Source organism: Rhodococcus oxybenzonivorans (genome assembly GCF_003130705.1).
Taxonomy (GTDB): domain Bacteria; phylum Actinomycetota; class Actinomycetes; order Mycobacteriales; family Mycobacteriaceae; genus Rhodococcus_F; species Rhodococcus_F oxybenzonivorans.
Window position 1 is genome coordinate 5031917 of record NZ_CP021354.1, and the last position, 21111, is coordinate 5053027.

The 21111-nt window shown below is 67.0% G+C and carries 16 protein-coding genes; 4 read left to right on the forward strand and 12 right to left on the reverse strand.

Annotated elements, in window-relative coordinates:
* Positions 1–14 precede the first annotated feature (14 nt).
* The 3 genes from CBI38_RS23580 to CBI38_RS23590 form a co-directional block, all read right to left on the reverse strand.
* Positions 15–1988, reverse strand: a complete 1974-nt coding sequence (locus CBI38_RS23580; protein WP_109332690.1) for a vWA domain-containing protein — start codon at positions 1986–1988, stop codon at positions 15–17.
* A complete protein-coding gene (locus tag CBI38_RS23585; protein ID WP_109335301.1) occupies positions 1988–3373 on the reverse strand; it encodes an ATP-binding protein in 1386 nt (461 codons plus the stop codon). The genes CBI38_RS23580 and CBI38_RS23585 overlap by 1 nt, the downstream gene beginning before the upstream one ends.
* Positions 3374–3450: 77 nt before the next feature.
* Complete coding sequence (locus CBI38_RS23590; RefSeq protein ID WP_109332691.1) at positions 3451–3768, reverse strand: hypothetical protein; 318 nt, start codon at positions 3766–3768, stop codon at positions 3451–3453.
* A 239-nt stretch (positions 3769–4007) separates the two neighbouring features.
* Here CBI38_RS23590 and CBI38_RS23595 point away from each other — a divergent pair, with 239 nt between their 5' ends.
* A complete protein-coding gene (locus CBI38_RS23595) occupies positions 4008–4976 on the forward strand; it encodes an alpha/beta hydrolase family protein (RefSeq protein ID WP_109332693.1) in 969 nt (322 codons plus the stop codon).
* On the opposite strand, the gene CBI38_RS23600 is transcribed toward CBI38_RS23595, so the two are convergent.
* Positions 4977–6212, reverse strand: coding sequence for an N-acetylmuramoyl-L-alanine amidase (locus CBI38_RS23600; protein WP_109335302.1), 1236 nt, complete (start codon positions 6210–6212; stop codon positions 4977–4979).
* A gap of 483 nt (positions 6213–6695) precedes the next feature.
* On the opposite strand from CBI38_RS23600, the gene CBI38_RS23610 reads away from it, so the two are divergent.
* Entirely contained in the window at positions 6696–6929 is a 234-nt protein-coding gene (locus tag CBI38_RS23610) for a hypothetical protein (protein WP_109332695.1), read from the forward strand.
* Positions 6930–6985: 56 nt separating this feature from the next.
* Here CBI38_RS23610 and purH read toward each other — a convergent pair whose 3' ends face one another.
* From purH to CBI38_RS23630, 4 genes are all read right to left on the reverse strand, one after another.
* The gene (gene purH, locus CBI38_RS23615) at positions 6986–8542 is read right to left on the reverse strand and encodes a bifunctional phosphoribosylaminoimidazolecarboxamide formyltransferase/IMP cyclohydrolase (protein ID WP_109332697.1); all 1557 of its coding nucleotides are present in this window, start codon (positions 8540–8542) and stop codon (positions 6986–6988) included.
* On the reverse strand, positions 8535–9218 hold the full coding sequence (gene purN, locus CBI38_RS23620) for a phosphoribosylglycinamide formyltransferase (RefSeq protein ID WP_109335303.1): 684 nt from the start codon (positions 9216–9218) through the stop codon (positions 8535–8537). Before purN ends, purH begins: the two co-directional genes overlap by 8 nt.
* A gap of 53 nt (positions 9219–9271) precedes the next feature.
* On the reverse strand, positions 9272–10792 hold the full coding sequence (locus CBI38_RS23625) for a cell division protein PerM (protein WP_109335304.1): 1521 nt from the start codon (positions 10790–10792) through the stop codon (positions 9272–9274).
* 114 nt (positions 10793–10906) lie between these two features.
* Positions 10907–11983 carry a DUF5336 domain-containing protein gene (locus CBI38_RS23630; protein ID WP_109332698.1) on the reverse strand — a complete coding sequence of 359 codons (1077 nt, stop codon included), beginning with the start codon at positions 11981–11983 and terminating at the stop codon, positions 10907–10909.
* Between the two features lie 126 nt (positions 11984–12109).
* Between CBI38_RS23630 and CBI38_RS23635 the strand changes: the two genes are divergently transcribed.
* Positions 12110–12736: an IMPACT family protein gene (locus CBI38_RS23635; RefSeq protein WP_109332699.1), complete on the forward strand. Its 627-nt coding sequence runs from the start codon at positions 12110–12112 to the stop codon at positions 12734–12736.
* Positions 12737–12797: 61 nt separating this feature from the next.
* On the opposite strand, the gene sucD is transcribed toward CBI38_RS23635, so the two are convergent.
* The 3 genes from sucD to CBI38_RS23650 form a co-directional block, all read right to left on the reverse strand.
* The gene (sucD, locus tag CBI38_RS23640) at positions 12798–13700 is read right to left on the reverse strand and encodes a succinate--CoA ligase subunit alpha (RefSeq protein ID WP_015889388.1); all 903 of its coding nucleotides are present in this window, start codon (positions 13698–13700) and stop codon (positions 12798–12800) included.
* Between the two features lie 16 nt (positions 13701–13716).
* Positions 13717–14886, reverse strand: a complete 1170-nt coding sequence (gene sucC / locus CBI38_RS23645) for an ADP-forming succinate--CoA ligase subunit beta (RefSeq protein ID WP_109332700.1) — start codon at positions 14884–14886, stop codon at positions 13717–13719.
* A gap of 168 nt (positions 14887–15054) precedes the next feature.
* Positions 15055–17034: a hypothetical protein gene (locus tag CBI38_RS23650; protein WP_109332707.1), complete on the reverse strand. Its 1980-nt coding sequence runs from the start codon at positions 17032–17034 to the stop codon at positions 15055–15057.
* A gap of 232 nt (positions 17035–17266) precedes the next feature.
* On the opposite strand from CBI38_RS23650, the gene CBI38_RS23655 reads away from it, so the two are divergent.
* Complete coding sequence (locus CBI38_RS23655) at positions 17267–18361, forward strand: M23 family metallopeptidase (RefSeq protein ID WP_109332709.1); 1095 nt, start codon at positions 17267–17269, stop codon at positions 18359–18361.
* Between the two features lie 80 nt (positions 18362–18441).
* Here the strand turns inward: CBI38_RS23655 and pcrA are convergent, their stop codons facing one another.
* Positions 18442–20925, reverse strand: coding sequence for a DNA helicase PcrA (pcrA, locus tag CBI38_RS23660; RefSeq protein ID WP_109332710.1), 2484 nt, complete (start codon positions 20923–20925; stop codon positions 18442–18444).
* Positions 20926–21111 lie beyond the last annotated feature (186 nt).

A 21111-nucleotide genomic window follows, 5' to 3' on the forward strand; every position in this document is an offset into this window, starting at 1 on the left:
CGGCGGAGCCGCACTCAGCGCCTGCGCCGCATGAAGTCGCTCACGACCGCCGCGCCGAGACCGTCCAAGCCGGGTGCGACCACCCGTCCCCCGACGCGTTCGGCCATCCGATCCACCACTCGCGCCAGGCCGGGGTCGTCGCCGAGCCGGAAGAACGTCACACGGGCGCCGAGCCGAGCGAGGGTGTCGAGTTCGCGCACCGTGAGGCCCAGCGTGCGCGCGCTCGGCGGGTAGTCGAAGTACGCGAACCCGTCCGGCTCGAGGTGCGCCGTCGGCTCGCCGTCGGTGACGATCAGGACAACCGGCTGCGCATTCGGGTGCCGACGCAGATGCCGCGCCGCGAGCAACAGCGCATGGTGCAGGTTCGTGCCCTGATCCCAGGCGCCGTCCAAGCCCGCCAGTTCCGACGGCGTCAGCACCTGCGCATGACGGCCGAACGAGATCAGCTGCAGCTCGTCGCTGCGGAAACGCGTGCTGATCAGATGGTTCAGTGCCAGCGCGGTGCGCTTCATGGGCACCCAGCGGCCTTCCATCACCATCGAGAAAGAGGTGTCCACGAGCAGCGCGACCGCCGCCTGCGACCGCTGCTCGGTTTCCATCACCTCCACGTCGGAGACGGACAACCGGACCGGGACACGGGGGCGGTCCGACACCTCGGCCGCCGCCCTCAGCACGGCATTGGTCATCGTGCGGGTCACGTTCCACGGCTCGGTGTCCCCGAACGCCCATTCCCGGGACGCTCCCGTCGGCTCACCCATCGCGCCCGCCCGCCGGGTTTCCCGCTGTCCCCCACGTGAGGACAGCTGCTGTGCCACATCCCGTAGCGCCGTCTGCCCGAGTTGCCTCATCGCCTTCGGGGACAGCCTCCATTGACCATCGGCACCGCGGTCGAAGAAACCCTGATCACGCAACGCCTTCTCGAGATCTGCCAGGGTCCGCGCGTCCGCGGCCGCCTCGTCACCGAGTTGCCGGGCCAGTGCCTCCGCATCGATGTCGTCCAGTGCCGCTCCGGCGTACTGCTGCGACAGCTGTTCGGCGAGCGATTCGAGTTCCGCGATGTCCTGCAGGGCACCGGTCCCCTCACCCAGTCCCATGCCCTGGTCGCCGCGGAACCGTTGCGAGCCCTGCCAGTCCTCACCCGGCCGGGCGGCCTGCAAGTGCTGATCGAGCCGATCCAATTGTCCGATCAGGGACGGGTCGCCGAATGCCTGCTGGGCCAGCGCGTCCAGTTCGTCGCGTTGTTCCTGCGACAGCGAGTTCCGGAGACGCTGCGCGGCCGCTGCGCGCTGTGCCAGCGAATCGAGCAACTCCTCTACGTTGCGCGGGTTCTCGGGGAAGTACTCGCCGTGCTTGTTCATGAAGTCGTCGAACTGTTCCTGCGTGTCCTCACCGCGGGCATGCTTGTCGAGTAGGTCGTTGAGATCGGTGAGCATGTCGCGAATGCGTTCGCGGTCTTCCTCCGTCGCCCCTTCGAGGGCCTGCTTCATGCCCGCAAATCGCTGATCGAGCACCTCCCGACCGAGGAGATCCCGGATCTTCTCGTAGTCTGCGCGCGCCTCGGAGCTACGCCAGTCGTAGTCGGCCAACTCCTGCACGGCCTGCGCCGTCGACGGCGGTAGTTCCGCCAACCGCATTTCCGCGAAACGAGCGTCGTCGTCGAGTGCGCGGGCCAGCGCCTTGCGTTCCTCGAGAACGGCGTGGTCGAGGAGCTCCCGCACTTCTTCGAGGGTGCCGCTCAGATTGTTTCGTTTCAGCAGTTCCCGTCTGCGCCGATTGGCCTCGGCTGCAAGGTCGTCGAGTCCCCGCATATCGCGATTGCCACGCCGGAGCATTTCCCGCAAGGCCTGACGCGGCGAACTGCCCGACAGCACGTCGTCACCGATCGCGGCCAGGGCTTCCCTCAGGTCGATGGGCGGCGCAAGCGGATCACCGCCTTCGTACGGCCCGTACCGCGCATTGTGCGACCCGCGCTCCGCCTTGCGGGTCATTACGAATACACCGTCTGGCCGTTGATGTCGGGGTTCTTGGAGATCCGGCGCGCCAGGTACAGCCCCTCGAGCGCGAACTCCGCCGCCGCGGCGCGTTCCCCATCCGATTCGGCGCCCAGCCGCTCGGCCAATTCATCCAGGACGTCGAGTTCAGGCAGCTCGTTCAGAAGCACCTTGGCGGTAATTCGCTCACCGGTAACGACGGGCTCACCCTGTTCGACGGCGGCAACCAACGGAGCCAGATCGATGCCGCCGAGCCTCGCCCGCACGGTGTCGGCCGTTGCCCGGCGCAACAGGTGTTCGAGAACCTCGATCTCCCGCCCTTCCTCACCGGACTCGAATTCGACCTTGCCCCTGAGCACGTCGACGACGGTCTCGAGGTCCACCGGCCGCGCAACCGGGTCCGCCTCGCCGAGAACAGCTCCCCGATGGACCGCCGCGGCACTCACCGTCTCCGCCCCGGCCACCGCGAATCGCGCGGACACACCCGATCGCTGGTCGACCGACGTCGACTCACGCAGCAGGCGGGTGAAGCGCGCCAGAATTTCGAGCAGATACTCGGGCACCTCGGCGAGGAGATGCGCTTCCTGAAGGATCACCTCGACCTCGTCGTCGAGATGGTTCGGATAGTGGGTGCGGATTTCGGCGCCGAACCGGTCCTTGAGCGGAGTGATGATGCGACCACGGTTGGTGTAGTCCTCCGGGTTCGCACTCGCCACCAACAGAACATCCAAGGGAAGCCGCAGGGTGTACCCGCGAACCTGGATGTCGCGCTCCTCCATCACGTTGAGCAGCGACACCTGGATGCGCTCGGCGAGGTCGGGGAGTTCGTTGATGGCGACGATGCCGCGGTGAGCACGGGGCACCAATCCGAAATGAATGGTCTCGGGGTCGCCGAGGCTGCGGCCTTCCGCCACCTTGACGGGGTCGACGTCACCGACGAGGTCCGCCACCGAGGTGTCGGGCGTGGCGAGTTTCTCCGAATACCGTTCGCTGCGGTGCCGCCACAGAACGGGCAGGGCATCACCCAGTTCGCGTGCCCGACGGATAGAGGCCGGCGTGATGGGCTCATAGGGATGCTCCCCGAGTTCGGAACCGGCAATAACCGGAGTCCATTCGTCGAGGAGCAGGTTGAGTGTGCGGAGCAGTCGTGTCTTGCCCTGTCCACGTTCGCCGAGGAGCACCACGTCGTGCCCGGCGATCAGGGCACGCTCGAGTTGCGGTGACACCGTCTCCTCGAACCCGACGATGCCGGGCCACGGATCACGTCCGTCACGCAGGGCTGCGAGCAGATTCTCGCGAATTTCTTCCTTGACGGTGCGTTGAACATGGCCCGACTCGCGGAGCTCGCCGAGTGTGGAAGGTCTCTGTTGCGATGACGTCACCACTCCAAGCTACGAGTGTTCGAGACAATCGGCACGCCTTGACGTGGAGAAGCAGCGAGATTCCGTCACACCCCGCGTCACGCGTACGCGGCCGAACCGACCGTCGCCACCCTGTCCAGCGCCTGCCAGGCGACGTCGTAACGCTTGCGTAGCACCTCGTCCGCGTCGGTGAGAAGGGCATCGAGCAGCGATCGCGGATCGTCTCGCCACGACTGGACCGCTTCGGCCACGGCACGGTTCCCGAACAACCCGGTACGGGCCAGGGCGAAGGCCCATTCGTCGACCTCCCCGCGATGAATGCACTCGACGGCATCGCCGCGGAAGGCACCATCGACGAAATCGAGCGACAACAGGGCGGCGACGTACCCACCCGTGTTCAGCTGTACGACGTTCATGGCGTGGCACCTTCCTGGAGTCGGATCTCGGTCCGGCGCAGCGCCGGCGGGGATGTGCTGACCTGAACGCTATTCGCCGTTCTTGTGAGGACTGTGTTGCTTCTCTGAGAACTAGGATCGGCTCCGCCTCACGGAACTAGGATCAGCTCCGCCTCACGGAACTGGGGTCGGCTCCGCCTCACGGAACTCGGTGCGCTTCCGCCTCGCGACCGTTCGTCCGGAACTGGTAGACAGTCCCCATGCCTGACGCCGAGATCACCTTCGAGAGCGGTGCCGTCACCTACTACGGCAGCCTGCGCACCCCCGAGCACACGACCGGGGCGGCCGCACCCGGGGCGCTCCTGCTCGCCGGTAGCGGACCCACCGATCGAAACGGTGACAGCGGCCTCCTCCCCGGCGACATCGGAACCCTCCGATTTCTCGCCGATCTACTCGAGCAGCACGGCATCGTGAGCCTGCGCTACGACAAGATCGGCAGCGGGAGAACCGCTCTCGGCCCCTATGAGGTGGACGAGATCGGCGACCTCGGATTCACCACGTTCGTCGACGCCGCATCGGCGGGGCTGGACTTCCTCGCGGCGCAACCCGGTGTGGACCCGTCGAGGCTCATCGTTATCGGTCACAGCGACGGCGGACTCGTCGCCTTGGCGCTCGCCACCGCAGTCGGCGAGAACCGGGTCCGTGCCGTGGGACTTCTGGAACCGCTCAGTGTCCGCCTCCTCGACCTGCTGACGACCCAGATTTCCGCCCAATTGGACACCGTTGTGGGCGCCGGGCAGTTGCCGGTGGAACTGGCGGACGAACTCCGGCTTGCTCTGGCCGACACCGTCGAGTCGCTCCGCACCGACGGAACGATCCCCGACAACCTGCCCGAGCCACTGCAGAACGCGGGTCTGGTCCACGCCAACGCGAAAGCCCTCGCCGAGGAGGATGCGCTCGACCCTCGCACGCTCGCCGGCCGCCTCCCTGCCGGCTTCCCTGTTCTGACGAGCTGCTCGGCGAAGGACATCCAGGTGCGGGTGGCCGATGTCGATGGACTCGATGCCGCACTGGCGCACACTGCTCTCACGTCGGTGCGCATGGTGAACGCCAGCCATGTCCTCAAGGACGTCGGGAACCGCCCGTCCACAGGCCCCGATTACGTCGAGCCCCTCCCCTATTCGTCGGAGTTCGCCGAGCCGTTCAGCGCCTGGGTGGCCACCCTGTAGTCAGTTCGGCCGGGCGTCGTTCAGCATCGCCATCAGTGTCCGGGCCAAGTCGGAGACGAGCCCCAGGTTCTCGTTGTTCACCAGATCCTCGAGACCGTCCACTCCGTCGACCTCGAGAAGCGGTCGCAGCGTCTCGAGGAGCCGCGACAGTTCCGTCGATTCCCCGGCCGGCGCCGGTGCGGACGGCGTCGTGGTCGTCGGTGTCGCAGCCTCGAGTGCGCGGGTGGTCGTGGTCGGTGCCGTCGTCGTGGTCGTGGTCGTGGCAGATGCCGAGGTTGTGACGGCCGTCGTGGTCGTGTCTTGCGCTGCCGCGGCCGACGGCGCCTTCGGTGTCGTGGTGGTGGTCGGCGACCCTGACGACGAGGGCGCAGTGGTGGTGGTCGCGTCCGCTTCGGTGGTCGCGGCGGCCGACTGTACGGCGTCGAGTTCGGATCCTACGGACGATCCGGTGAGCAGATAGGTGACGATGCCCGTGGTGATGGCGATCGCGTGCTTCAGCTGACCGTCGGCACTTTCGAGTTGAGCTGCGTCCTCGGGATGGGAACCGTTACCCATCTCGACGAACACCAGTGGAACCTTCGTGAGCGCCGGTCCCGCCACGTCGGCGCGGGTCTGGATGCCATCGACCACCCCCGCGTAATTGGCAGGGACGAACCCGTCGGCAACATAGGCGTCGCGCATCAATTTCGACGCTTCGAGGCCGCCCCCGGATTGGGCCGCATTCGCCGCCTCGTCCGGTATCGGCAGGGTAGGGACGATCATGTGGAAGCCGTGTTTCCCGGCGTCCTCACCCGACGCCGTCGAGTCGGCATGAATACTCACGGCCACGTCGGCGTTCGACTCGCTCGCCGCGCGCGCTCGTTCGTCGACGCATCCGCCCCAGCCGGTGTCGTTCTGCCTGCTCTGCACCACCGAGGCGCCCAAGGTTTCGAGACTGCTCTTCACCAGCTGTGCCACATTCCAGTTGATCGTGTGCTCCGGTACCCCGCCCAGTGAAGTCATCCCACTCGTCTGGCAATCCTTGGTCCCACCTCGGCCGTCGTCGACCTGCCGAGTGAGGTCGTTCCCCTCGGCCGAACCCTGATGACCGGGGTCGAGGAAAACCGTGAGGTCGGCGAGCTCGGTGCCGGTCGCTGTCGGCGCCGGATCCGGCTGCGCCGAGACATGGGCGGGAATGAGTACGGAGGCGCCGAGGACGCAGGCACCGAGGCCGGCCTTGATCGCAGTTCTGTTCATACCGGGGATGGGCGCACGTCGCAGTGCGGGCGCCACTCTCCTTCCACAGGTGCCACACGAGTCACATCAGCCCCGAGTGAAGCAGCTGCAACGAACGAATGTGACGCTCGAAACCGAATCGAGAGCAACCTGTGACCGAAGCGGCGAATCGCGCGAAGGTGAACAGCACGGCAACTCTGCACGAAAGATCGCTGCTCAGCTCGGTCGAGTGCGCGGCGGACCCGATAATGGAAGTGCACAACCCTCGATCGGTGCTGTACGGTCATCTACCAACCAGCAACGTCACGCAGAAAGGTACGGACATGATGCAGCTTCACGCGCTCTTCGCATCCGTACCCGCATGGCGTCACTGCACCGCCGACAAGCACATCTCCAAGTACGGCGCACCCCGAGAATGACGAGAATCCATCCAGTTCTTCTCGGGCACCCAGGGCAAACCCCTCGGGTGCCTTTTCTTTTACCCTTCACCTGCAGGAGCACTCCATGAAACTTCGGATCAACCAACTGTCCACCGAGCCCCCGTATCCAGGCCTGCCCGACGACCTCACCGGATACGCGGTCACGCTCGACCTGTCGCACTGCGACGCCGCACACGAAGCGACCCTCGGCGAGCTGATCAGCGAGGTCCGCAGCCGAGGCGCCGCACGCGTGGTCATCACCGGTTCGCCGCGCACACTCGAAGGCACCGGCCGGGGACACGCAGCCGCAGCGGCCTGACAACCACGAACGGGCCACGGCAGGAAGCCGAGGCCCGTTCGCGAAGTTGCCGAACCCTAGTGCGCGAAGTGCCGCGCGCCCGTGAGATACATGGTGATACCGGCTTCCTTGGCGGCGTCGATCACCTCGTTGTCGCGGACCGAACCGCCCGGCTGCACCACAGCCTTGACGCCCGCGTTGGCGAGAACCTGCAAGCCGTCCGGGAACGGGAAGAACGCGTCGGACGCACCCACCGACCCGACGACCCGGTCGCCCGCACGCTGCACGGCCAGATGCGCGGAGTCGACACGGTTGACCTGACCCATTCCGACGCCGACCGACGCACCGTCGCTGGCCAGCAGAATGGCATTGGACTTCACGGAACGGCAAGCCCGCCAAGCGAACTCGAGATCTTTCAAGGTCTGCTCGTCGGCAGCGTCCCCGACCGCGAGAGTCCAGTTGGCGGGGTTGTCACCTTCGGCGTCAAGAACGTCCCGTTCCTGGAGCAGCGCTCCCCCGGACACCGGACGCAGCTCGATCCCGGTGGGATTCGGCGCCTTCGCAAGAAGCACGCGAACGTTCTTCTTCCGCTGCAGCACACCGAGTGCGCCGTCTGCGTACGACGGCGCGATGATCACCTCGGTGAAGATTTCGGCAACCTGCTCCGCCATCTCGACGGTGACCTCACGGTTGGCAGCAATCACGCCGCCGTATGCGCTCACCGGATCACACGCGTGCGCCTTGCGGTGCGCCTCGGCGATGTCGCTGCCGACCGCGATGCCGCACGGATTCGCGTGCTTGATGATCGCGACCGCGGGATCACTGAAGTCGTAGGCGGCACGCCAGGCGGCGTCTCCGTCGGTGTAGTTGTTGTACGACATTTCCTTGCCGTGCAGTTGCTCCGCCTGAGCGAGGCCTGCGGAAGCGGCGGGGTTCACGTACAGCGCGGCGGCCTGGTGCGGGTTCTCGCCGTAACGGAGCACCGCCGAGCGGTCCCACGTGGCACCGGCCCACTCGGGGAACTGCGAGTCACCACTCTCGACCAGCGTGGACGTCATCCAGCTCGCCACTGCGACGTCGTACGACGCGGTGTGCTGGAATGCCTGAGCGGCGAGAGCGGTCCGCTCACCGAGCGTGAAACCGCCGCCGTCAACCGCCGCGAGCACGTCCTCGTAACGGGCGGGATCGACGACGACCGCAACCGACGGGTGGTTCTTCGCGGCAGCGCGGACCATCGACGGACCGCCGATGTCGATTTGCTCGACGCACTCGTCAGGAGTTGCACCCGAGGCGACTGTCTGGGTGAAGGGGTAGAGGTTCACCACCACCAACTGGAACGCCTCGATGCCGAGTTCGTCGAGCTGGGCGAGATGCTCCGGCTTGCGGGTGTCGGCGAGTACACCGGCGTGCACCCGCGGGTGCAGGGTCTTGACCCGTCCTTCGAGGCACTCGGGGAACCCCGTGAGCGCCTCGACCGGCGTCACCGGAATACCGGCGTCGGCAATCTTCGCGGCCGTCGACCCGGTCGACACCAATTCGACACCCGCCTTGTGCAGGCCGGTAGCCAGCTCGACCAGACCGGTCTTGTCGTAGACGCTGACGAGCGCTCGGCGCACAGCCTTGCGTTCACTCACTGGGGATCACGGCCTTTCGTCCATCGGATACAACTCCACGGGTGGCGACAGCGGCGATGACATCCGCCAACAACCGTCGCTCCACAGTCTTGATTCGCTCGTGCAGGGTCGACTCGTCGTCGCCGTCGAGCACGGGCACGGGTTCCTGCGCGAGAATCGGGCCGGTGTCGACACCGGCGTCCACGAGGTGCACCGTCGACCCCGACACCTTGACGCCGTACGCCAGCGCATCGGGCACGGCGTGCGCACCGGGGAAGGCGGGCAGCAGCGCGGGGTGGGTATTGATGATGCGGCCACCGAACCGGTCGAGGAACGCCGGGCCGAGAATCTTCATGAAGCCCGCCGACACCACCAGCGACGGCTCGTGTGCCGCGACAGCCTCAGTGAGCGCCTTGTCCCACGACGCACGGTCCGGGTGGTCGCGCAGGCTCACGCGGAAGTGGGGAATTCCGGCAGCCTCCGCGTGGCGGATCGCGTCACAGTTCCGGTCGACACCGACCGCCACGACGTCGGCGGGATATCCGCCGGTCCGGGAGGAGTCGATCAGCGACCTCAGCAGGGTGCCGGCACCGGATGCGAGTACGACGACCCGCGCCGGTGCCGTCGATGACGTCCCGGTCGCCGCCGTCGGCCTCAGGTGGTCACGCGAGGAAGTCAGCGCTCTACTCCTGAACAATCGAAAGGCTGGTGAAATCGAACGGGCGGTCACATCGTCGACCGACCAAGAGCCTAGTCGCTGGGGGTTGCGGACCCTCGGGGCAGGTCGCCTTCAGCTCCGTGATCCGCTTCGCCGGACGCATCCGATCCCGCAGTCGCCGGGTCTTCCTCCACCTCGGCGTCCACCACGACCTCAGCCTGGGCCTCGTCGTCCTCGGGTGCCGCGGCGCCTGCCGGTGTCTCCGGGTCCTCGACGAGCTCCGCGTCGATGACCCTGCCCGGAGCTTTACCCGCCGGAATGGGAGATGCATCGGGAACGGGAGCGGCGATGGCGGGCACCTCTTCCTCGCCCGGGAGATGGGGTTCCTCCTCGTCGGTCGAGGCCTCGTCCGCGTCGTCGTCAGCGCCCCGCCCGCGGAACCACGCGATGACGACCGCGGTGATCACTCCGACGAATCCCAGCCAGGCGAATGTCAGTCCGCCGAACACCCACCACGTGATCCGGACAGTGCCGAAGGCACCCAGCTCACCGCCGGCGACCAGACCGAGAATCGCGGCCACCACACCCACGCCCGCGGCCGCGGCCAACACCGTGAACAGGGCTTCCTGTCCGGCCACGCGCCGCCCGGAGTCGCGGCCGAGCATGACACCGATCAGCAGGGGAATTGTCAGCAGAGCGGGCCAGGCACCGCCCGCGGCGCCGTCCGGAACGGCGCCGAGTACCGGCAACGGAGGCAGCGAGCCGCCCACATTCCCGAACACACTCACCGACACGTTCCCGATGTCCGCCGTGCCGCCCATCGCGGCGGCGGCCGCACCGATCACGACGTTGGGCAGGTACAGCACCGAGAGCACGGTCAGCCCGAGGAGGCCCACCACACCGTCGCCCCGCTCGAGCAGCCCACCGACCGTCGACCACTCCACCAGCAACGACACGGTGACCAGAGCGGCACCTGCACCGATAATCGCCGTGAGCGCGCGCAGTCCCGGCCGCACCGCGTTCCGCCCCCATGCCGGAAGATCCGCAGACCACGTCGGCCACATCGTGACCACAACCCCGAGCCCGGCGGCCAGCAGGTGCACGAATAACACCCAGCCGAACGCGGCGAGAGTATTCGGTGGCCACAAGGCGATGACCGCCGATGCGTCCGCGATCACCGCCAGGCTGATCGCGGTGATGACCAAGGGGCCGCCCACCGCGGCTCCCACGACTCGGAGAACCCGGCGGCGCGACGACGCCACGTCGACGGCCCCGGCGCACCCGCGGGCGACAGCCCACACCATGCCCGCGGTCGGGATCAACGGAAGGACACCGAGCACGGTGCCGTCGACGGTGACCGGAACCTGGTGAATCGCCAGCCACGACGCAGCGATCGCGCCGAACGTCCCGGTCAGGTCGCTGTTCGCGGCGACCAGCGTAACCACGATCAACGCCGACAGCAGAACGATCGTCACCGCGGCCGGCCGGAACGCCACCGCCAGCAACGCCCACGCCTCGTCGGGGTCCGGCACCCGGGCCTGCGGACCCCGCCCAGTTTCAGCGGATCGCCGCTCATCACCTCGTGCAGCCCTGCGCTGAACACGATCAACCAAAGAACTCATCCCCTCGAGAGTGGCACCTCGGCGCCGCGACCGCGGTCAGGCGCGCCGCACAGAAGTGGCCTCCGACCATGGGCGGTCGAAGGCCATCTGCTTGGTTCTGTCCCGTTACTTGTCGTCCCGGTCGGAACGGGTGTCGAAGGCCTGGGTCGGTGCACCGTGACCCTCGGACTCGGACGACTCGCCTGTGTCGGCATGCTGCGACTCGGAACGCGACTGCTCGCCGTACTCCAGGGTGCGCTCCACCGGCGACGATCCGGACTGCGCGCCGTAGGCAGGAGCGGCGTGCTGGGCCGAACCGTAACTGGTGCCCGCCGGTCCCGTCGGGTACTGCGAGGAGGGGGTTGCGCCCGGCTGCGAATACCCCTGGTACTGCGGCTGCTGATATGCGGTCGTCGGAGCGTCGTACGGCGCCGACCCTGCCCCATAGCCCTGCTGCTGCCCGTAGCCCTGACCGTAACCGGACTGACCTGGCGAAGACTGCGTCTGGCCGGGCTGCTGCTGACCGGGCTGGCCCTGGTGGCCGAAGCCCTGCTGGCCGTACGGAGACTGACCCGACTGCCCGTATCCCGGCTGCGGCTGACCGCCCTGCGGACCGAAGCCCTGCGGACCGCTGTACCCCTGTGAAGGCTGCTGACCGTAGCCCTGCGACGGCTGCCCGTAGGACTGTTGCCCGCTCTGGCCGTAGCCGCCCTGCCCGGACTGGCCGAAAGCACCAGCGGCCGAAGGACTGCGGACCGGCTGCTTCACGATGCCGATGTCGAACAGCAGCGCAGCGACCGCCACTGCCGACTGGATGAATCCCAGCACGAGGATCAAGATGGCGCCCCAACCCGAATCGGCGTCGAAGTTGAGGAAGATGAGCAGGGCGAGAACCCAGCCGGAGATGGACGCCGCCGCCGCGGCACCCGCATAGTTCTGTTTGGGGAGAAGAGATACCGCAGCCAGCAGACCGCCGAGGAACAGCAGCCCGAGGCCGTGCGACCCCGCCTCGAAGGAATTGAGCGGTTCACTGACGACGGTGACGTACGGGGCGAACCCGAACAGCAGGTTCAGCAACCCGAGAACCGCGACACCGATCAGGAGGAAGAAGCCCAGGCCTTTGGAATCTCCCCCTGCATTCTCCTGCGCTGCATTCTGTTGCGCGGGCGGACCGTAGCTCGGTCCGCCGGGCGGGAACGTCATGACTTCTCCTCGTCGACAAGTGGTCGTCTGCGTGCGCTCTTCCGACGCTAGCCTACGTATACCCGTCGGTCACTGCCCTCGGTAGCGGCCCACACCGCCGGGAACGGCGCGGGAGACAATGGGTCGATGCCGTACACGCTCGCTCCCCGCGCTACCGATCTCACCGTCGAAACGGAGATCAAGCATTCGCGCTTCATCGCGGCCCTGCGGCGAGTGGAGGATGCAGAATCGGCACAGGATTTCGTGCAGTCGCAGCGCCGCGCGTATCCCGATGCGCGGCATCATTGTTCCGCCTACATTGTCGGGAACGGACCCAGTGAACGGCTCGAGCGTTCGAGTGACGACGGAGAGCCCGGCGGAACGGCGGGGATACCCATGCTGCAGGTCCTGCGGACACGGGACCTCGTCGACGTCGCAGTGGTGGTCACACGATATTTCGGCGGAATCAAACTGGGGGCGGGCGGACTGGTCCGCGCGTATTCGGGCGCGGTGGCCGCGGCGATCGACGCCTCACGCCTCGTGGCACGGGAGCGTCGACAACTTCACACGCTGGCAACTCGTCACGCCGATGCGGGTCGGGTGGAGTCGGAACTGCGGATGCGCGGAGTGGTGGTCGTGGAGACGACGTACGGCGAAGAGGCGGTACTCACGCTCGCGGCCCGCGATTCGGAGGACTTGGCGAATCTGGTCGCGGAAGTCACGGCAGGCGCGGGAACACTTCATCCGGCCGGGGAGATCTGGATAGACGCCTAAAGCCGCCCGTGCGCCTTTTTGGTAGTTGGAGCTACCCAAAAGGCGCACGGGCGCGGAGCGCCTAGGCCTGGACGGTCAGGCTCTGCAGGATCTCGCGAGCGAGCGCAGCGGTCTCGGACGGCGTCTTGCCGACCTTGACGCCGGCCGCCTCGAGGGCGTCCTTCTTGGCCTGCGCGGTTCCCGAGGAGCCGGAGACGATGGCGCCGGCGTGGCCCATGGTCTTGCCCTCGGGAGCGGTGAAGCCGGCGACGTAGCCGACGACCGGCTTGGTCACGTTCGCCTTGATGTAGTCGGCGGCACGCTCTTCGGCGTCGCCACCGATCTCACCGATCATGACGATGACCTTGGTCTCGGGGTCCTTCTCGAACGCCTCGATGGCGTCGATGTGGGTGGTTCCGATGACCGGGTCGCCGCCGATGCCGATGGCGGTGGAGAAACCGAAGTCACGCAGCTCGAACATCATCTGGTAGGTCAGCGTGCCCGACTTTGAAACGAGACCGATGGGACCGCTGCCCGCGATGTTGGCGGGGGTGATGCCGACCAGCGACTCGCCCGGGGTGATGATGCCGGGGCAGTTCGGGCCGATGATGCGGGTCTTGTTGCCCTTGGAGACGTTGTACGCCCAGGCGTACGCCGAATCCTGCACGGGGATGCCCTCGGTGATGACCACGAGCAGCGGGATCTCCGCGTCGATGGCCTCGACGATGGCGTCCTTGGCGAAGGCCGGCGGAACGAACGCGATCGAGACGTCCGCACCGGTCTTCTCGATGGCCTCGGCGACGGTGCCGAAGACGGGGAGCTCGACGCCGCCGTCATGGGTGACGGTGGTGCCGGCCTTGCGGGCGTTGACGCCGCCGACGACCTGAGTACCGGCCTTGAGCATCAGCGCGGTGTGCTTGGTGCCCTCGCCGCCGGTGATGCCCTGGACGATGACCTTGGAGTCCTTGGTCAGGAAGATAGCCATGTTGTTTTAAGTCCCTTTACTTTGCGGCGAAGGCCAGCTCGGCAGCCTTGTCGGCGGCCTCGTCCATGGTTCCGACGACCGTGACCAGCGGGTGAGCGGCCTCGGCGAGGATACGGCGACCCTCTTCGACATTGTTGCCGTCCAAGCGGACGACCAGAGGCTTGTTGGCCTCGTCACCGAGCGTCTTCAGGGCGCCGACGATGCCGTTGGCGACGGCGTCACACGCGGTGATGCCACCGAACACGTTCACGAACACACTCTTGACCTGCTCGTCGTTCAGGATGACGTCGAGCCCGTTGGCCATGACCTCGGCGGACGCACCGCCGCCGATGTCGAGGAAGTTGGCGGGCTTCACGCCGCCGTGCTTCTCACCGGCGTAGGCGACGACGTCCAGGGTCGACATGACCAGGCCGGCGCCGTTGCCGATGATGCCGACCTGTCCGTCGAGCTTGACGTAGTTGAGGTCGTTTTCCTTGGCCTTGAGCTCGAGCGGGTCGGTGGCGTCCTTGTCCTCGAACGCCTCGTGGCCGGGCTGACGGAAGGCAGCGTTCTCGTCCAGCGTGACCTTGCCGTCGAGCGCGAGGATCTGGTCGTCCGGGGTACGGACGAGCGGGTTGACCTCGACGAGGAGAGCGTCTTCCTTGATGAAGACGTCCCACAGCTTCTGGATTGTGACGGCCGCTGCGTCGAGCACCTCCGCGGGCAGCTTTCCTGCCTCGGCGATGCTGCGCGCGAACGCGAGGTCGACACCCTTCACGGCGTCGACGGGGATCTTGGCGAGGGCGTCGGGGTTCTCCTCGGCGGTGACCTCGATCTCGACTCCACCTTCCACCGAACACATGGCCAGGTAGGTGCGGTTGGTGCGGTCGAGCAGGAATGAGATGTAGTACTCCTCGGCGATGTCACTCGCCTCTGCGACCAGGAGCTTCTTGACGACATGGCCCTTGATGTCGAGGCCGAGAATCGCCTCGGCGTTCGCCTGGGCGGCGTCGACGTCTGCGGAGTACTTGACGCCACCCGCCTTGCCGCGGCCGCCGACCTTGACCTGTGCCTTGATCATCACGGGCTTGCCGATTTCTTCGGCAATCTCGCGCGCGCCGGCGACCGTGTCGGTAACACGCCCAGCCGAAGTCGGCACCTCGTGCTTGGCGAAGAGTTCCTTCGCCTGGTATTCGAAGAGATCCATCTGCTCACCGTCTCGTCTGCGTTGACACCCGCTCGAGGGGTAGGAGCGGGTCTGTTTTGGACTTTAACCAGTTGCCGGGCCAGGTCTGCGCCCGCGTGCATGGTATGTGGTCCACATCACGCGATACGCCCCCCTGAGGTGCGCCTCACCGATTTTCCGGCGGGGTGCTCACCGTTTTCCGGTGCGTGCTGTGAGGGCCGCGGCAGCCGCAACCAACACTATGCCCACCGCGGACGGGATGACACCGGCCCCCATTTCCGGGGCCTCCAGCCGCGCTCGGGTGAGTGGCCAGGACAGCAAATACACCCCCAGGGCGACGCCTGCTCCCAGGAGGAGTGCGCATGCCCGGGCAGGCCTCGCACGCGCGGCCACGATTACCGCGAGGACGACCGACGCACCCAGCAACGCCCGTCCCCACACGTCGAGTCCCCAGGGAAGTTCCCCGAAGGTGGCGGCAGCGGAGTGGTCGCCCACAGCATCGATGCCGGAGAAGAGCGGAAGTGCCAGGCCGACGAACGCGAACAGGGCGCCGAGCCCCCCGACGACGAGGACCGCGAGATCGGTCGAGCGCTCCTCGGAGGTATCGATCTCCTCCCGTTCCGCGGAACCGGCGAACCAGGTGAGCACCCCGGTCACGGCGGCGGCGACCGCGGCGCACCACAGCAGAACCGAGCCGGCGCCGGCGCTGATACCCGGCACATCGGTGGCGAGCACCACGGATTGGGTCACCGCCGCGACGGAGAAGGGAATCGTCACCCACAGAATTCCGACCGCGGGTCGCACCGCCGAAGCGAACTCGGAGAAGAACAACCAGATCGTTCCGACGGCGAGAACGATGGCGGCGACGAGGACGACCCGGGTGGCGAGAACGTCGGGACGCACCAACGAGGCGGGCGTGTCCAGTACCGGAAGCAATGCCCCGGTGGCGGCGAGGACGGTGGTGAGGGCTCCGGCGGTTCCGGCGGTGAGGTGCCATCGGGCGAGCCGTGCGCGAGCTGCCTCGGCTTCCGCTCGGGCGGCGGCCTTGGCAACGCCTTTCCCGGACGGCGTGACGGCCCCCGCCTTCCCCGTGGCTGGTGTCACCGTCCGATCTGTCGCGGCGCCGGCCAGCGCCTGCAGGATGCGACCGTCGCGGGCGCGGTCGATCGCGGGGACACACAGCCCCGCGAGTACCAACGCGCCGGCCCCGAAGGTTCCCCACACCGAGCCCGGCCCGACCCCGATGCGTTCGCCTGCGGCCAGTCCTGCCACGAGGCGCGTCCCGACTACACCCAGAGCAGCGAGCCCGAACCCGATCAGGACTCCCGCCGACACGGGCGGGGAGATCGACGCCAACGCGGAGGCGACGGCGATCAGGACGGCGACGGCCATCGCCGCGGCCCCGATCGAGGTCGCGAGATCGGATTCGACCACGGCCGGCACCAAAATGACGGGATCCGAGGACACGAGGGCGGGCGCGAACAGTGCTCCGACCAGCACCACGGCCGCTGCCACCGTCACCGCGGACAAGAGGAAACCGACTCGCGCTCCGGTCGAGCGTCCCACCTGTTCGGAACTGCGTGCATCGCCGTAGCCGTCGAGGAGGGAGCAGCGGTGGACCGCCACCATCCCGAGAAGGCCGGCGAGCACGATCAGGATGTGACCGGCCACGAGGGTGTAGGCGCCGGTGCCCGCGGTGAGTTCCGCTGCCGTCTGCGGACGGAACAGCTCCAGTCGGTTGGCATCGATTGCGTCCGTCCACAGCTGAACGTCCAGGATGGCAGCGCCGATCGAGACCGCACCCGCGCCCGCGAGGAGGCCGCCGGCGAATGCCGTCCTGCGCGCGGCGAGGGCGGCGATCGCCACGATCGGCGCTGCGAGGGCAAATACTGCCGCGCACACGGCCGCGGCGCCGACGCCCGGCAACACCGTGGCGCCTGCCGCCTGCCGTGCCGCTTGTAGGACGGGTGCGGCAGCGACACCCAGTCCTCCGACGAAAGCCAGGATGGCAGCGGTCGTGCACCCTCGACGCGCCTTGTCGGGATCCGGCTCCTCGACCGCGGCGGATCGAGCGCCGCCTCCTGGGGAAGGAATACGTTCGGGCTCGGCTCTGGGAATACGTTCGGGCTGCGCCCGGGGGCCTTCTCCGGAACGAGTTGATGACGCCACGGACCGACGCTAACGCCTCGCACCCGGCCCGCGGCCGGTGTGACACGCGCTTCTCCGCTGGAGATCGAATCGAGACCGATTACCCGCGCCCACATTCCCCCAGCTCACGTTGTGATGCCCGTCACAAGTAGCTGTTCATTCGCGTTACAGGTTGCGCTCATCGCAACCGTTTCGTTACCGTCGCCAAGGTCTAAGTCACAGGCAGGTCACGAGCAGGAGGTTGGACGGGCGTATGCACCACCGCAGCCAGTTCACGGCCAGCCGTTTTGTGAATCACCACGCTGACGAGGAACGTGAGCCTTCGTTCTCGGTTGGTCACAACGACGAGGTCACGCCCACGTATCCCCCACGATCGGTCGAGCGTTACACCGAGACCGATAGTTCTGAGATTTCCACAATGTTCTCCCGTGATTCGCATACTCCCCGCTCCAGCAGGCACAACGCTTCGCGTTCCGGCCATCACCGCGTAGACGCTGTGAGCAGTTACGACTCCGAGTTCGACATCCCCGGCTTCATTCCCCGCAGCGGTATCGAGTCCCCCGAGGACACGCCCTCCCACTCCCGCCGCGGAGCGCACCGACTTCCCACTCCCCCCTCAGCCCTCAAGGGCCGCGCAGCCGTTCTCGCAGTCGCAGCGGGCGCCGTCGTAGCAGCGGGTCAGGCCGGAGTCAGCGGCTCTTCGTCCAACTCCACCGATCACTCCGAGGTCGCCCTCGCCAGTGACGAGTCGAGCGTCATCGGCACCACCGCCGAGCCGCAGGCGGCCCAGTTCTCCACCGTCGCGGACACCGTCGCATCCGAGTCGAACGCCCCCCAGGTCCTGAACGTCGCGAATCCCACCGACCTGTCCCAGTTCAGCAACCTCCTCGCCAAGGGACAGCGCTTCAGCGAAGAGCGCGCCGCCCGCGAGGCTGCGGCCCGTCGGCCGTTGTTCGTTCTCCCCACGATCGGCACCTTCACCTCGAACTTCGGATCGCGCTGGGGCACGCTCCACGCGGGCGTCGACATCGCGGCCCCCATCGGCACCCCCATCGTGGCCGTGGCCGACGGTGAGGTCATCGACTCCGGGCCGGCTTCCGGGTTCGGCATGTGGGTCCGCCTCAAGCACGCCGATGGCACCGTCACCGTCTACGGGCACATCAACACCTCGAACGTCACCGTGGGTCAGAAGGTTATGGCGGGTGACCAGATCGCCACCGTCGGCAACCGCGGATTCTCCACCGGCCCGCACCTGCACTTCGAGGTTCACCTCGGCGGCGAGAACAAGGTCGATCCCCTGCCGTGGCTGGCCTCGCGCGGCATCAGCCTCGGCCCCGAGATGGACTGAGCGGAAAACACTCCGGAACGTAACCACAGACGACTGCGGCGCATGCACTGTGCATGCGCCGCAGTCGTCTGTGTGCAGCCCTACAGCTTGGTCATGGGGACTCCACCGATCAGCATGAGCCGGACCTTGCCGGCGCTTCCGAAGTCGATCGTGACGGTGGCAGTCGGTCCGGCACCCTTGGTCTCCAGCACCGTGCCGAGACCGTACTTGTCGTGGGTGACACGGTCGCCGACGGCGAGGACCAGGTTGTTGTTGCGCGAGCGGGCCGCACCGAAACTCGGCGTCCCGGATGAACTGCCGCCGTAACTGTGGCCACCGTAACCCTGGCCGCCATAGCCGGAACTTCGGGCGCGGCCGCCACCGATCGCGCCGCCGGAACCGATGCCGGTTCCCGGGTCCTCACGACGCCAATGCACCAGATCGGTCGGAATCTCCTGTAGGAACCGTGACTCCGGGTTCTGGATGGGTTGCCCCCACGCCGACCGGATGACTGCGCGGGTGAGATACAGCCGCTTCCGGGCACGGGTGATGCCGACGTAGGCCAGCCTGCGTTCCTCCGACAGTTCAGTGGGGTCGCCGAGCGCCCGCATGTGCGGGAACTGGCCGTCTTCCCATCCGGTGACGAACACGATGGGGAATTCGAGCCCCTTCGCCGTGTGCAGAGTCATCATGGTGACGACGCCCTCGTCGGAGTCGGGCAGCTGGTCCGAATCGGCCACCAGCGACACTCGCTCGAGGAAGGCGGCCAAGGAGCCGGGGTCGGGTTCACCGTCGCGCGCGTCGACGTCACCGTCCTCGGGGCTGTCGATCAGCCCGGCAGCATTGCGGGCGTCGGAGCTGAACTCCCGTGCAACACTCACCAATTCGTTGAGGTTGTCGAGCCGGGCACCGTCCTGTGGGTCGCTGCTGGCGGCAAGCTCGGCGCGATACCCCGTCCGCTCGAGCACCGCCTCGACGACGTCGCCGATGTCGCCCAGCTGATCGGGGACCACTTCGTCCGAACTGAACTCGGGCGGCAGCATCATCCGCAACCCGTCCATCAACTCGAGGAAGGACGCGATGGCCTTCTGTGAGCGGGTGTTCAGCAACGGCACCCGGCCCTCGCCGCCATCGCGCAGCGCCTCCGCGAAACTGATTCCCCGTTGCTCGGAATGCACCGCCACGCACGCCTCGGCCCGGTCCCCGATGCCACGGCGCGGGGTATTGAGGATGCGACGCAGACTGACAGTGTCGTCCTCGTTGGCGAGCACCCGCAGATACGCGACGATGTCGCGAACCTCCTTGCGCTCGTAGAACCGCACGCCGCCGACCACCTTGTACGGAACACCGAGGCGGATGAAGATCTCCTCGAGCGCACGCGAGGAGTTGTTGGTGCGGTAGAACACCGCGACATCAGCGAACTTCGCTTCTCCGGAATCAACCAGCTTGTCGATCTCCGACGCGACGAAGGACGCCTCGTCGTGCTCGTTGTCGGCGACATAACCGGTGATGAGCTCGCCCTCGCCCGAGTCGGTCCACAGCCTCTTCTCACGACGGCCCGTGTTCTTGGAGATCACGGAGTTCGCCGCGGAGAGAATGTTCTGCGTGGACCGGTAGTTCTGCTCGAGCAGGATGGTGCGGGCATCGGGATAGTCGCGCTCGAACTCTTCGATATTGCGGATGGTGGCACCACGGAACGCGTAGATCGACTGATCCGCATCGCCCACCACACATAGTTCGGCAGGAGCGATGCTGTGCTCGGCATTCGGGTCCGCCGTTGTGCTGCCCACCAGTTCGCGGACCAGCATGTACTGCGCGTGGTTGGTGTCCTGGTACTCGTCGACCAGCACATGCCGGAACCGGCGCCGATAGTACTCAGCGACCTGCGGGAACGCCTGGAGCATCGCGACGGTCTCACCGATCAGGTCGTCGAAGTCGAGGGCGTTGGCCGAGCGCAACCGCTGCTGGTAATGGCCGTACACCTTCGCGACGAGACGCGGCAGCTCCGCCGGATCCTTGTCGGCATCGGCAGCGGCCTGCTCCGGGTCGACCAGCTCGTTCTTCAGATTCGAGATGTGAGTGGCGAGAAGCCGCGCGGTGTATCGCTTGGTGTCGAGGTTCAGATCTTTGGAGATCATCGTCAACAGGCGCCGCGAGTCGTCCGCGTCGTAGATGGAGAAGTTGGAGTTGAGTCCCGGAAGCAGCGCGGCCTGGGCGCGCAGGATACGAACGCAACTCGAGTGGAACGTGGACACCCACATGTTGTTGGCACGCGGACCGACCAGGTGCGCGACCCGCTCGCGCATCTCCGCCGCTGCCTTGTTGGTGAAGGTGATGGCCAGAACCTGGCCCGGCATCACACCACGTTCCGCGAGCAGGTACGCGATGCGGCGGGTGAGCACTGCCGTCTTCCCCGACCCGGCCCCTGCGACGATGAGAAGCGGAGAACCGGCGTGCACGACAGCCTCGCGTTGCTGCGGATTGAGGCCCTCGAGAAGGGTGTCCGAGCCGGCGCGTGCGGGCGTGGATGCGCGCGGCGTGGCCACGGCACCGGTGTGCGAAGCAGTACGCGAAATAGTGTTCATCGTCCACTAAACCTACCGGCGTCTACCGACAGCGTCACAGCCGCTTGGCCTGCGTGGTACCCCCGTGGCAAACTGGTACACGTGTTCAGTCAGCCATCGCGCCCCCTGTGGCGATTTTTTTATGGGTACCGGCCTCCGGTGCCCGTGAACTGAACAGCTCACGAGCCCCGAGGTCCGCACCGGATC